12 protein-coding genes are annotated in these 13,436 nt (G+C 64.1%); 9 read left to right on the top strand and 3 right to left on the bottom strand.

Features of this window, described 5'->3' with window-relative positions; all coding sequences use genetic code 11:
* Window positions 1-70: 70 nt before the first annotated feature.
* Entirely contained in the window at window positions 71-955 is an 885-nt protein-coding gene (locus tag H1D44_RS09550) for a fumarylacetoacetate hydrolase family protein (protein WP_181514624.1), read from the bottom strand.
* A 169-nt stretch (window positions 956-1,124) separates the two neighbouring features.
* On the opposite strand from H1D44_RS09550, the gene H1D44_RS09555 reads away from it, so the two are divergent.
* Window positions 1,125-1,889, top strand: coding sequence for a FadR/GntR family transcriptional regulator (locus tag H1D44_RS09555; protein ID WP_238984366.1), 765 nt, complete (start codon window positions 1,125-1,127; stop codon window positions 1,887-1,889).
* Window positions 1,890-2,040: 151 nt separating this feature from the next.
* Here H1D44_RS09555 and H1D44_RS09560 read toward each other — a convergent pair whose 3' ends face one another.
* Window positions 2,041-3,429 carry an NCS1 family transporter gene (locus tag H1D44_RS09560; protein ID WP_181514625.1) on the bottom strand — a complete coding sequence of 463 codons (1,389 nt, stop codon included), beginning with the start codon at window positions 3,427-3,429 and terminating at the stop codon, window positions 2,041-2,043.
* A gap of 149 nt (window positions 3,430-3,578) precedes the next feature.
* The gene (locus tag H1D44_RS09565) at window positions 3,579-4,325 is read right to left on the bottom strand and encodes an aspartate/glutamate racemase family protein (protein WP_181514626.1); all 747 of its coding nucleotides are present in this window, start codon (window positions 4,323-4,325) and stop codon (window positions 3,579-3,581) included.
* Window positions 4,326-4,932: 607 nt separating this feature from the next.
* On the opposite strand from H1D44_RS09565, the gene puuE reads away from it, so the two are divergent.
* The 8 genes from puuE to H1D44_RS09605 all read left to right on the top strand — a co-directional run.
* Entirely contained in the window at window positions 4,933-5,859 is a 927-nt protein-coding gene (puuE, locus tag H1D44_RS09570) for an allantoinase PuuE (RefSeq protein WP_181514627.1), read from the top strand.
* A 190-nt stretch (window positions 5,860-6,049) separates the two neighbouring features.
* The gene (locus tag H1D44_RS09575; protein WP_181514628.1) at window positions 6,050-6,883 is read left to right on the top strand and encodes a bifunctional allantoicase/(S)-ureidoglycine aminohydrolase; all 834 of its coding nucleotides are present in this window, start codon (window positions 6,050-6,052) and stop codon (window positions 6,881-6,883) included.
* Between the two features lie 209 nt (window positions 6,884-7,092).
* Complete coding sequence (locus H1D44_RS09580) at window positions 7,093-7,578, top strand: ureidoglycolate lyase (protein ID WP_181514629.1); 486 nt, start codon at window positions 7,093-7,095, stop codon at window positions 7,576-7,578.
* 184 nt (window positions 7,579-7,762) lie between these two features.
* Window positions 7,763-9,538, top strand: a complete 1,776-nt coding sequence (gcl, locus tag H1D44_RS09585) for a glyoxylate carboligase (RefSeq protein WP_181514630.1) — start codon at window positions 7,763-7,765, stop codon at window positions 9,536-9,538.
* Between the two features lie 201 nt (window positions 9,539-9,739).
* Window positions 9,740-10,519, top strand: coding sequence for a hydroxypyruvate isomerase (gene hyi, locus H1D44_RS09590; protein WP_181514631.1), 780 nt, complete (start codon window positions 9,740-9,742; stop codon window positions 10,517-10,519).
* A gap of 207 nt (window positions 10,520-10,726) precedes the next feature.
* Entirely contained in the window at window positions 10,727-11,611 is an 885-nt protein-coding gene (locus H1D44_RS09595; RefSeq protein WP_181514632.1) for a 2-hydroxy-3-oxopropionate reductase, read from the top strand.
* 219 nt (window positions 11,612-11,830) lie between these two features.
* Complete coding sequence (locus H1D44_RS09600) at window positions 11,831-13,135, top strand: glycerate kinase type-2 family protein (protein WP_238984367.1); 1,305 nt, start codon at window positions 11,831-11,833, stop codon at window positions 13,133-13,135.
* The coding region (locus H1D44_RS09605) for a pyruvate kinase (RefSeq protein ID WP_244964798.1) at window positions 13,132-13,436 on the top strand (305 nt) is incomplete at its 3' end. The genes H1D44_RS09600 and H1D44_RS09605, both read left to right, overlap by 4 nt.

A 13,436-nucleotide genomic window follows, 5' to 3' on the forward strand; every position in this document is an offset into this window, starting at 1 on the left:
GGCGTGCTCCTGGTATTGTTGTGGCGCACGATGCGCACTATTGAAGCTGGTATCGACGCGTTCAGGCCGGTCAGCGGCCGACCCGGTTTTCCAGTGTGCCCAGGCCTTCGACCTCGATGCGCACGACGTCGCCGGTTTGCAGAAACCTGGGGGGAGTGAAGCCGATGCCGACGCCCACCGGTGTGCCGGTCAGGATCACGTCACCGGGTTCGAGCGTGATACCGGCCGAGAGAGTCTCGATCAGCGTCGGCACGTCGAAGATCAGCTGGTCGAGTCGAGCGTCCTGACGTAGCTCGCCATTGACCCAGCACTTGATCGTGGCGGCGTCCCGATTCACCTCGTCGGCGGTGACGAGCCACGGCCCCATGGGGCAGAGGCCATCCAGCGACTTGCCGAGGTGCCACTGCTTGTGCCGCTGCTGCAGGTCGCGGGCGGTCACGTCGTTGGCAATGGTGTAGCCCCAGACGTGATCGTAAGCGTCGGCCTTCTTGATGCCGCGGCCGCCCTTGCCGATGATGACGGCGAACTCCGCTTCGTAGTCGAGCTGATCGGTGACCCCGGTGTGACGTGGGATGTCATCGCCATGGGCGATCAGGGTGTTCCAGGCCTTGGTGAAGACAATGGGGTGCTTGGGTACCACGTCGTCGGCGGTGGTACTGCTGTCGTAGCCGGAGCTGCTGAACTCAGCGGCATGCTCGAAGTAGTTCTTGCCGACACAAAACATGTTGCGATGCGGATGAAGCGGAGCTTCGAGGCGTGTACCGTCGAGAGGATGGCCTTCGCCCTTGGGGGCGATGCGTCCGCTGAGCTCCGGCCAGTCGCGAACCAGCTGCTGCATGTCACCCTGAAAGTCGGGGAGCAGTGTGCTCAGCGGCCAGTAGCGCTGGCTCGTGGCGTCGACCAGGGCGACGAGAGGGGGCTGGTCGGCCGTTGGCCGCAGAGTGGCGAATTTCATGTGAATTGGCTCTCCTTGGTTCTGTTTGGTTCCGTATTGATCGAGCCTAGAAGGCAATTGGTACTCTTTCAAGTCCTCGTTCAGGCCCATTTGTTTTGCCATGATGTACCAAATGGACTAGATTCAGCAGAAATTGGACCCATGATGGTTGATATGAAAAGGAAGCCAAGTGACCGATAGGCCAGCGCGCACCACCGACGACGTTGACTTCCGGGATTCCCTGGCCGAGAGCGGTATCCGCTCCGATGGCGCCCGAGCCCTGGCACGCTATGTACAAGCGGAGATCGCCAGCGGACGTTTTCCCCCCGGCCACCGCTTGCCTACCGAGCGTGAACTGAGCGAGCGCTTCGGGGCTTCACGCGGCGCGGTACGCAGAGTGCTGGGCCACTTCAAGTCCTTGGGGCTGATCACTCAGGTGGTAGGGAGCGGTACCTTCGTGGCGGAAGGGGAAGTGCCGCTCGACTCCGCGCCCAAGGCTTCCGGCATGGCCGAGCCGGGCGGCATGGCAGGGCAGGTCAGCCCGGCCCAGTTGATGGACGCCCGCCTTCTGATCGAGCCGCAGATGATTTCCCTCATTGTGCGTTTCGCCACGGCTGCCGACTTCGAGCGGATGGAAGAGTGCCTGGTGCGATCCGAGGCGGCCGGCAGCATCGAGGAGTTCGAGCACTGGGATGGCGCCTTGCACCAGGCCTTTGCCGAAGCCACGCACAACAACTTCTTCCTGCGTATCCTGGAGTTGACCAACGTGGTGCGCGAAGAGGGGGAGTGGGGGCGGCTCAAGCGGATTTCGCTGACGCCGGAGCGGCGTGAGCGGTACGAAACGCAGCATCGCGCCATCGTGGCCGCGCTGCGTGACCGTGATGAAGAGACGGCGCGATCTTTGCTCGAGGGGCATCTGGTCGAAGTGAAGAATAACCTCTTTGGCCGCAGCTGATTCCCTGCTCAGTGTGGCTGTGGTTCCCACCCGGTGACATGCTGTCAGGTCCCAGCCTGATGGGGGCTGGTCATCCCATCGACCAATCCAGAGCCGCCCCGACCATCAGGTCGAGGCGGCACTCTTTCTCGCAACGGTACTGTGCTGTTGCCTACTGACGGAAGCGCTGGCAGGGCGCCCAGTAGGTCATCAGCAGATAGTAGGTGACACCTGCGGGGATCAGACTGGCGTACCACGACACAGCGGAGAAGGTGAGGGCGGCGATGATGCCCACTGCGGTGGCGATCAGCGCGGCGTAGTTGACGCCCTGGTAGGGTCCGGCTTCGTCATACAGCTTGCCAAGATCCAGCGTGCGGCGACGGATCACGTAGTAGTCCACCACCAGAATGGCGAAGATCGGGCCGAGGAAGGCGGAGTAGGTCTGCACGAAGAGCTGCAGGCCGGCGGCGGACTCGGGTTGCACCAGCTTCCAGGGGAAGGTAGCGAAGGCCAGCAGGCCGACGATCACCGTAGAAGTGGCGAACTTGAGCTTGAACACGTCCATCAGCACATAGGTCGGCGGCACCACGTTGTTGAGCACGTTGGTGGTGACCTGGGCGAAGGCGATGAACAGCAGCGTGGTCATCAGCAGCGGGGTGTTGTCTACCGCATTGGCGAACACCTGGATGGGGTCGGCGGTGCCGGTGGCCTCGGACACCATGTAGCCGATCAGGCCCATGAACAGGGTGCAGGGCAGGATCGACATGGCATAGATGGTGGTCAGGATGCTCGGTCGGGTACCGTGCTTGTGCTCCCGCGAATAGTCGCTGACGTTGAGCATCATGGTGCTGTAGATGCCGAGAAACAGCATGGTAGCGCCCCAGAACGGCATGCCCCAGGAGCCTTCCATGGTCAGGAGGTTGGCCGAGAGTTCGTCGCCGTAGCGCTGCACCGTGGCATAGAACATGTAGGTCAGCGAGGCGAGGATGAATACGCTGCCGATGTTCTCCAGCCACTTGATGCCCTGGAAACCCATCACCGAGAGGCCGATCTGCAGGAACTGGAAGGCGATGAAATAGAAGATCAGGTTGTCGAAGCCGAACAGGGTGGCCGACACCATGTTCAGGGCGCCGGCACCGATCCAGCTCTGGAAGCCGTACCACACCACCGCCGGCACTGCGCGGACCAGGCCGGGAATGCGTGTGCCGGCGAAGCCGAATGCACTGCGCGCCTGGACCATGAAGGGGATGCCATACTTGTAGCCGGCAGCGCCATTGATGGCCAGCGCAATCCCGATCACGAAGCAGCCGATGGCAATCGCCAGGGTCGCCTGAATCAGGTTGAGCGTGCCGACCACGCTGGAGCCCATGGCAAAGGTGCCGATGGAGACGCAGCCGCCGAACCAGGCCAGGAAATAAGAGGTGCGCCCCATGATGCGGGTTTGCTGAGGGGCGAGGGATTCGTCCCCCGGGGCCTTCGTGGCCCCGGGGGACGTTCCGGCAGATGGCGATGCCGGGGCAGTGGCCGGAGCCGCCGTGCTGTGCGGGTTGTTGTTTGGCATGAGTCTATCCTCGCAGGTCATGGCTCTGTTGTGTTTGTGCCCAATGCTGCCAGCGGGCTTGGCGTGACGTGCTCAAGGTGCGTTGCGGTGATTCGTAGTCCTGATGCGTAGTTGTGATGCGTAGTCCTGATGCGTAGTCCTGATGCGTTTTAGCGGTCGTTGGAGAGCTGCGAATACCTTTCGAAGCGGCCGGTGAAGGGTTTGGGGCGCGGGAAAGCCAGGTCGCCATGTTTGCTGGTGCCCAGGCCCAGCCCCACGAGAGCCTCGGCCAGCTTCACGGCCGCCGTGACGCCCTCGACCACCGGCAGCCCGACTTCCTGGGAAATGCTCTGGGTCAGGTCGGCCATGCCGCCGCAGCCGAGCACGATGGCACCGATGCCATCCTCGTCGCGGGCGCGGCGGCACTCGTCGATGATGCGGTCCAGCGCTGCCGAGCCGTCCTCCTCCAAGTCGAGCACCGGTATCTCGGCGGCACGCACGCGGCGGCAGTGATGGCGAAAGCCGTACTGCTCCAGCAGGTGTTCGGCGATGATGCCGGTACGCGACAGGGTGGTGACGACCGAGAACCGAGTGCTGATCAGACTGGCCGCATGGAAGGCCGCCTCGGCGATGCCGATCACCGGGGCGCGGGTCAGCTCGCGAGCTGCCAGCAGGCCCGGGTCGCCGAAGCAGGCGATTACATAGGCATCGGTGCCTTCCCGCTCTCCTGCCAGTACCTCTTCCAGTACGCCCACGGCGCTGATCGCTTCATCGAAGTGACTCTCGATGGAAACAGGCCCGTCGGTGGGCTGAATGGCCACGACGTTCGTGCCGGGGGCGGCGATCCGCTGTGCCGCATCACCGATCTTGCAGGTCATGGCAGACGTGGTGTTGGGGTTGATGACGCGCAGTCGCATGCAGTCTCTCTCTTTGTGAACAATTAAAAATATCTTTGTACACAAAATAGGCGCTACGATTCTTCAGCGCAAGAAATTTATCATCCTCAGGAATTACGAGGATTTTCTATTTCCTCTCAATGAGTTGGCTGTCAATCGAGCAATAATGTCAGATGGTCTGACCGCTATACTTAGGTCTAAGGGAGCGAGTAGCACTGAGAGTCTGGGCACCGAAGGCGGCGTATATTGTATACATGATTGGCCTTTCCCGCTCTCGCCTGCGTATGTCTCGGCATCGAGTAAGTTGAGAAAATTGGCCTGGGGGGTGCGGATTTGGACTTGTCAGTGCCGTATTTTTTGTATACAAAAATATGGTGCCGGTGCCCAAGATGACTATTCCCTGCCATGCTTGTCGGCGGCAGAAGCATCGCGCTGCCAGCCCTGGGCTTGAGAGCATCTCGCTAGCCTGCGAGGGTTGAGATGTCTGGTTGCAACACTACTGGATACAGTCTATTTTCTATCCTGTATACATTTTGCCTCGGAAGCCGATTGGCCACGGTGCTCGTGCAGCGACATAGAACTGTGGAGACAGAACTGTGGCGACACAGAACAAAGAGGAAGGTGCCAGATGAGCATTGATTACCCCCGTGACCTGGTCGGCTACGGCCGTAACCCACCCCACGCCAACTGGCCGGGGCGGGCGAAGATAGCCGTTCAGTTCGTGCTCAACTACGAAGAGGGCGGCGAAAACTGCGTGCTGCATGGCGATGCCGGCTCCGAGCAGTTCCTCTCCGAGATCATCGGCGCGGCATCCTATCCCGATCGCCACCTGAGCATGGAGTCGATCTACGAGTACGGCTCACGGGCCGGGGTGTGGCGCATTCTGCGTGAGTTCGAACGTCGCGGCCTGCCGCTCACGGTGTTCGGCGTGGCCATGGCCCTGGAGCGCCACCCGGAGGTGGCTCAGGCGTTCAAGGAGCTGGGCCACGAGATCGCCTGCCATGGCTATCGCTGGATTCACTATCAGGAAGTCCCCGAGCACATCGAGCACGAGCATCTGCAGCGTGCCATGGAGATCTTCCAGCGCCTCTACGGCGAGAAGCCCCAAGGCTGGTACACCGGCCGCGACAGCCCCAACACCCGACGGCTGGTTCTCGACGAGGGCGGCTTTCTCTACGACAGCGACTATTACGGCGACGACCTGCCGTTCTGGACCCGTGAAGCCGACAGCCAGGGCGTCGAGCACGACCATCTGATCGTGCCCTACACCTTGGACAGCAACGACATGCGCTTTGCCGCACCACAGGGCTTCAACACTGCCGACCACTTCTTCACCTACCTGCGCGACGCCTTCGACGTGCTCTACGCCGAAGGCGAGGAGTCACCCAAGATGCTCTCGGTGGGCATGCACTGCCGGCTTCTGGGCCGCCCCGGCCGCTTCCGCGCCCTGCAGCGCTTCCTCGATCATATTGAGGCCCACGACCGGGTGTGGGTGGCGCGCCGTGTGGAGATCGCCAAGCACTGGATGGAGCATCATCCGGCACCGGGGCGATAATCCCGAATCCCGAAAGGACTGCCTGACTGCTTGACGAGGGGCGCCGGGGCAGGGCGTAGAGGAGGTCCTTCGCCATGGATGGCGAAGGTGGCGCCCAAGGATGGGTTCACAGCGCCTCCTCGAAGACCTGTCGCCGGGGTAGCCCCGAGTACCGACAAGGTTGGCCAACTTCATCGTTAAGGAATCTCTCATGAGCCAACGCACCTATTACGCCCCCCACGGCGGGCACCCGCCCCAGACCCAGCTGCTCTCCGACCGGGCGGTGTTCACCGAGGCCTACGCCTTCATTCCCAAGGGGGTGATGCGAGACATCGTGACCAGCAATCTGCCGTTCTGGGAGCAGACGCGGCTGTGGGTGCTGGCGCGTCCGCTCTCCGGCTTCGCTGAGACCTTCTCCCAGTACATTATGGAGGTGGGGCCGGGTGGCGGCAGCGAGAAGCCCGAGCTCGACCCCGGCGCCGAGGGCGTGCTGTTCGTGGTGGAGGGCGAGATGATCCTGACCATCGCCGGCGAGCGTCACGAGATGGTGCCGGGCGGCTACGCCTTCCTGCCGCCGGGCTGCCACTGGCAGCTGCGCAATGAATCGGATGCGCCGGTGCGCTTCCACTGGGTGCGCAAGGCCTACGAGTTCGTCGAGGGCATCGAAGTACCGCAGGCCTTCGTGGTCAACGAGAACGACCTCGAGCCCAACCCCATGCCGGGTACCGAAGGGCGCTGGGCTACCACCCGCTTCGTCGACCCAAATGACGTGCGCCACGACATGCACGTCAATATCGTCACCTTCCAGCCCGGGGCGGTGATCCCTTTCGACGAGACCCACGTCATGGAGCACGGCCTCTACGTGCTCGAGGGCAAGGCGGTCTACCATCTCAATCAGGACTGGGTCGAGGTCGAGGCGGGCGATTTCATGTGGCTGCGCGCCTTCTGCCCGCAGGCGTGCTACGCCGGGGGGCCGGGGCCGTTTCGCTATTTGCTCTATAAGGATGTCAACCGCCACGCGGCGCTTCGTTTGGGTACTCGCTGAGGCGCAGGGGGCTTTCAGTAACGTCGCCGAGTTTTCCGATCTCAGCGACGTTAGGGGCGCCGGGGGCAGGCCGGAGAGGAGGTCTTTTGCCAGGGATGGCAAAAGTAGCGCCCAGGGATGGGTTCACAGCGCCTCCTCGCAGGCCTGCCGCCGGATCAGCCCCGGTGATATAGGCTGATTGCCGAATGAATCGAGGGGCTAACATTAACATGCTGGAACTCAAAGCCGAGCCATTGACGCCTGAGGCCTTCGCGCCCTTCGGTGACGTCATCGACACGCGCACGGCGGACTACTTTCACATCAATGCCGGACGCACCCGGCGCTACCACGACCTGGCCAAGGTCGAGACCCTGGGCGAGGAGGCGAGGGCGCTGATCAGCATCTTCGTCAGTCAGCCGGTGTCGATCCCGCTGGAACTCGACTTCCTCGAACGTCACCCCCAGGGCAGCCAGGCCTTCATGCCGCTGCACGAGGAGCGCTTCGTGATCGTGGTGGCTCCGCCAGGCGACAGCATCGACCCGGCCGAGGTGCGTGCCTTCGTCACCGACGGTCGCCAGGGCGTCAACTATCGCGCCGGTACCTGGCACGCCATCCAGTCGGTACTGGAGCGTGAAGGGGAGTTCTTGGTGGTGGATCGGGGCGGTGAAGGCAACAACTGCGACGAGCATCCGCTGGCGCTACGCGTCACGCTCTGAGCTTTCGGGAAAGAATGACCCAGGCTGCTGTTTTGGCCTGGGTTTTTTGTGTCCAATCGAATTTATGAAAATATTTTCCAGTTTGTGTTGACGAGGTGGGCTGCGGCTTCTAATCTCGAAATACAGAAATATTTTCCAAAAACAACTCTCCACAAGAACAAAGCCACCTACGGGAGGAACCGTCATGGCTCGTATGACCGCAGCAGAAGCCGCCGTTCACGTGCTCAGGAAGGAGGGCGTCGATGTCGCTTTCGGCGTGCCGGGTGCCGCCATCAACCCGTTCTACGCCGCACTGCGCAAGGTTGGCGGTATCGATCATGTGCTGGCGCGTCACGTCGAGGGTGCCTCGCACATGGCCGAGGGCTACACCCGCACCCAGGCCGGCAACATCGGCGTGTGCATCGGCACCTCCGGCCCCGCCGGCACCGACATGATCACCGGGCTCTATTCGGCCAGCGCGGACTCCATCCCGATCCTGTGCATCACCGGCCAGGCGCCGCGCTCCCGGCTGCACAAGGAAGACTTCCAGGCCGTCGATATCCAGGCTATCGCCGGACCGGTGACCAAGTGGGCCGTCACCGTGCTCGAGCCGGCACAGGTGCCGCGTGCCATCCAACAGGCCTTCCAGCTGATGCGTTCTTCGCGGCCGGGCCCGGTGCTGATCGACCTGCCCGTCGACGTGCAGATGAGCGAGATCGAGTTCGACCCGGACACCTACGAGCCGCTGCCGGCCTACAAGCCGCGAGCTTCCCGTGCCCAGATCGAGAAGGCCATGGCCATGCTCGACGAGGCCGAGCGGCCGCTGATCGTCGCCGGTGGCGGCATCATCAACGCCGACGCCAGCGCGCTGTTGCAGGAGTTTGCCGAACTCACCGGTGTGCCGGTCATCCCCACCCTGATGGGCTGGGGCAGCATCGCTGACGACCACCCGCTGATGGCCGGCATGGTCGGGCTGCAGACCTCGCATCGTTATGGCAACGCCACGCTGCTCGAATCCGACTTCGTGATGGGTATCGGCAACCGTTGGGCCAACCGCCACACCGGCAACCTCGAGACGTACACCAAGGGGCGGAAATTCGTTCACGTCGACATCGAGCCGACCCAGATCGGGCGGATCTTCGGGCCCGACTACGGCATCGTTTCCGATGCCAAGGCGGCGCTGGAGCTGTTCGTCGAGCTGGCTCGCGAGAGGAAGGCGGCGGGTACGCTCAAGGATCGCAGCGCCTGGGCCGAGTCGTGCCAGGAGCGCAAGCGCACCCTGCTGCGCAAGACCCACTTCGACGAGGTGCCGGTGAAGCCGCAGCGGGTCTACGAGGAGATGAACAAGGTCTTCGGCAGGAACACCCGCTATATCAGCACCATCGGCCTGTCGCAGATCGCCGGTGCCCAGTTCCTGCACGTGTACAAGCCGCGCCACTGGATCAACTGCGGCCAGGCCGGTCCGCTGGGCTGGACCATTCCCGCCGCGCTCGGCGTATGCAAGGCCGATCCCAGCGCGGAAGTGGTGGCGCTCTCCGGCGACTACGACTTCCAGTTCATGATCGAAGAGCTGGCCGTGGGGGCGCAGTTCAACCTGCCCTACATCCATGTGCTGGTGAACAACTCCTACCTGGGGCTGATCCGTCAGGCCCAGCGCGGCTTCGACATGGACTACTGCGTGCAGCTCTCGTTCGAGAACGTCAACTGCCCGGAGATCAACGAATACGGCGTCGACCACGTCTCGGTGGTGGAGGGGCTCGGCTGCAAGGCCCTGCGCGTCACCCGGCCGGACGAGATCGTACCGGCCCTGAAGGAAGCCAAGGAGCTGATGACCCAATATCGGGTGCCGGTGGTGGTGGAGGTGATCCTCGAGCGGGTGACCAACATCGCCATGGGTACCGATCTCGACGCCATCAACGAGTTCGAGGCGCTGGCCGACGAGGGGGCGGATGCGCCGACCTCGATTGCCCAGCTTACTTAACAAACGCTGCGAGAACTCATCGTTTCGATTGATTGGCAAGCCGCGCCGAGGGGCGCCGGGGACAGGACGTAGAGGAGGTTCTTCGCCATGGATGGCGAAGATAGCGCCCAGGGATGGGTTCACAGCGCCTCCTCGCAGTCCTGTCGCCGGGTCAGCCCCGGACAGACGCGCGAGTCCTGGCCACGAACCAAGGAGACAACCATGCCCAAGTTTGCCGCCAACCTCAGCATGCTGTTCACCGAGGAGGATTTTCTCGACCGCTTCAAGGCCGCCGCCGAAGCCGGCTTCAAGGGCGTCGAGTACCTCTTTCCCTACGACTATTCCGCCGTCGAGCTCAAGGCGCGGCTCGACGAGCATGGCCTGACCCAGGTGCTGCACAACCTGCCCGCCGGCGACTGGGGTGCCGGTGAGCGCGGTATTGCCTGCCACCCGGATCGGGTCGAGGAGTTTCGTGCCGGCGTGGAGAAGGCCATCGACTACGCCACGGTGCTCGGCTGCAAGCAGGTCAACTGCTTGGCTGGCATCCAGCCCCAGGGCGTGAGCCTGGAGCAGGCGCGGCGCACCCTGGTGGAGAACCTGCGCTACTCGGCGGAGAAACTCGAAGCCGCCGGCATCCTGCTGCTGGCCGAGCCGATCAACACTCGCGATATCCCGGGATTCTTCCTCAACCGCACCGAGCAGGCCCTGGCGATCTTCGACGAGGTGGGCAGTAACAACCTCAAGCTTCAGTACGACATCTACCACATGCAGATCATGGAGGGTGATCTGGCGCCGACCATCGAGAAGCACCTGGATCGCATCGCTCACGTGCAGTTGGCCGACAACCCAGGCCGCCATGAGCCGGGCACCGGCGAGATCCACTACCCGTTTCTGTTCGCCCATCTCGACCGGCTGGGATACGACGGCTGGATCGGCTGCGAGTACAAGCCGAAGACAACAACCCGTGAAGGTCTGGGCTGGCTGGACCAGGCCCGCGGCTGAAAATTGCTGCAGCACTTTTGACGAGGGGCGCCGGGGGCAGGCCGAAGAGGAGGTCTTTTGCCAGGGATGGCAAAAGTAGCGCCCAGGGATGGGTTCACAGCGCCTCCTCGCAGGCCTGTCGACGGATCAGCCCCGAGTGGCGACGTCATATGCGACAGCCGCCGGGCAAGATTGCAACGACAAAGATAAGCTGAAAGGAGCATCATCATGAGCAAGATCGGTTTCATTGGCCTCGGCATCATGGGCCGTCCCATGGCGGGGCATCTGCTGGATGCCGGCCACGAACTCGTTACCGTCAAGCGTGGCACGCTGGATGCCACCCTGGCCGAGAAAGGCATGCGCGAGCTCGACAGCCCCCGTGCCGTAGCCGAGCAGGCCGAGGTCGTCATCACCATGGTGCCGGACACCCCCGACGTTGAGCTGGTGCTGTTTGGTGAGAATGGCGTCGTCGAAGGGCTCACGCCGGGCACCCTGGTGATCGACATGAGCTCCATCGCCCCCATCGCCACCCAGGGCTTTGCCAAGCGTATCCACGACGCCGGCGGTGAGTACGTCGATGCGCCGGTCTCCGGCGGCGAGGGCGGTGCCATCAATGCCGCGCTGACCATCATGGTGGGCGGCACCGAAGAGGGCTTCACCCGCGCCAGGCCGGTGCTGGAAGTGATGGGCAAGACCATCACCCACATCGGCGGTCACGGCGCCGGCCAGACCTGCAAGGTGGCCAACCAGATCGTCGTGGCACTCACCATCGAAGCGGTGGCCGAAGGCCTGCTGTTCGCCTCGAAGGCGGGGGCCGACGTGGCCAAGGTGCGCGAGTCGCTGCTCGGCGGCCTGGCCCAGTCGAAGATCCTCGACGTGCACGGCGAGCGCATGATCAAGCGCACCTTCGACCCCGGCTTCAAGATCAAGCTGCACCAGAAGGACCTCAACCTGGCGCTGGAGGGCGCACGCAGCCTCAATCTGGCGCTGCCCGGCACCGCCAACGCCCAGCAGCTGTTCCAGGCCTGTGTTGCGCATGGCGGTGAAGACTGGGATCACGCCGGCATCCTGCGTGCCTTGGAAGCCCTGGCCGATCATGAGGTAGGCAACTGACAGGCTTCCCTGGGGAGACGTCGCCGGCAGCCAGACGCGCGGCATCAGCGGCAATGTTTCCCTCCCGGTGAGCGTCGGGCCGTCGCTCACCGACCGCCGTACCTCGTACGGCCCTGACCCGGTGGCGGACTCCCCCTGTTCGACCCCCTCCGCCGCCGGGCTTTTTTCCTGCCTACCCTGCTGTTACCGTCGTTGCTGTCATCCGTTCGAGGTGTGCCCATGTCACAACAACTTCCTTCCCTGGACCACACGACAGACATGGCGACTTGGCTGCGTCGGCTCGCCGACGTGGCCGTGACCGCCGTGCATCCGGATTCCCTGGTCGCCGACCTGCTTCCCGATCCACCCCCCGGGCGCACCGTGGTGGTCGGTGCCGGCAAGGCGGCGGCTGCCATGGCCGCGGCGCTGGAGCGCGCCTGGCAGGAGCGCTGCCCCGATGCGCCGCTCACCGGCCTGGTGGTAACCCGCTACGGTCACGCTGAGGAGTGTGAGGTGATCGAGGTGCTCGAAGCCTCCCACCCGATGCCCGACGACCTGGGCGAGAAGGCCGCCCGGCGCATGCTCGATGCGGTCGCGGGGCTGGGCCAGGACGACCGCGTGATCGCGCTGATCTCCGGCGGCGGCTCGGCGCTGATGACGCTGCCCGCCGAGGGCATCACGCTTGCCGACAAGCAGGCCATCAACCGCGAGCTGCTGCGCTGCGGCGCACCGATAGGCCAGATGAATACCGTGCGTCGCCACCTTTCCGCGATCAAGGGCGGGCGCCTGGCGGCGGCGGCACACCCTGCCCAGGTGGTGACCTGGCTGATCTCCGACATTCCCGGCGACGTGGCCACGCAGATCGCCTCGGGGCCGACCCTGGCCGATCACTCGACCCCGGCCGATGCGCTGGCGGTGCTCGAGCGCTACGCCATCGAGATACCCGCTCACGTGCGCCGCCATCTGGAGCAGGCCCAGGGAGCGCCATCCCCTGACGACGAGGCCTTTGCGCGTGACGACAGCGTGACCCTGGCCCGCGCTCATGACGCGCTGGAAGCCGCTCGGGCCGCGGCGGAAGCGGTCGGCGTGACGGTCAAGGTACTGGGCGACGACCTGGAAGGCGAGGCCCGCGAGCTGGGCCGCGCCCAGGCGCGGCTAGCGCTGGAAGCGCGCGACGAGATCGAAGCGCCGCTGCTGATTCTCTCCGGCGGCGAGACCAGCGTCACCGTGCGAGGCAACGGGCGCGGCGGGCGCAACGTGGAGTACTTGCTGGGCCTGTTCGAGGCGCTGGCTGGCGCCGAGAGGGTTCATGCCCTGGCCATCGACACCGACGGCATCGACGGCTCCGAGGACAACGCCGGCGCGCTGTTCTCGCCCGACGACTGGGCGCGCGCTCGCGAGCAGGGGCTCAAGCCGGCCGATTACCTGTCACGCAACGACGCGTATACTTTCTTCCAGACATTGGATCGGCTGATCGTCACTGGGCCGACCCGCACCAATGTCAACGACTTCCGTGCCATCCTGGTCTTGCCGAGGACACCATGACGCTTCCGCCACACGCTCCCATTCATGACCCCATCCGCCGCACCAAGATCGTCGCCACCCTGGGTCCGGCCAGCGACCGCGAGGGCGTACTGGAGGCCATGATCCGCACCGGCGTCGACGTGGTGCGCCTCAACTTCTCCCACGGCAGCGCCGCCGACCACCGCCGCCGCCTGATCGCCGTGCGCCAGATCGCCGACCGCCTGGGGCGCAGCGTCGCCGCCCTGGGCGACCTGCAGGGGCCCAAGATCCGCATCGCCCGCTTTCGCGACGGCGCCGTGACCCTCGAGGCGGGCCAGCCCTT

The organism is Billgrantia kenyensis, from assembly GCF_013697085.1.
GTDB classification, from domain to species: Bacteria; Pseudomonadota; Gammaproteobacteria; order Pseudomonadales; family Halomonadaceae; genus Halomonas; species Halomonas kenyensis.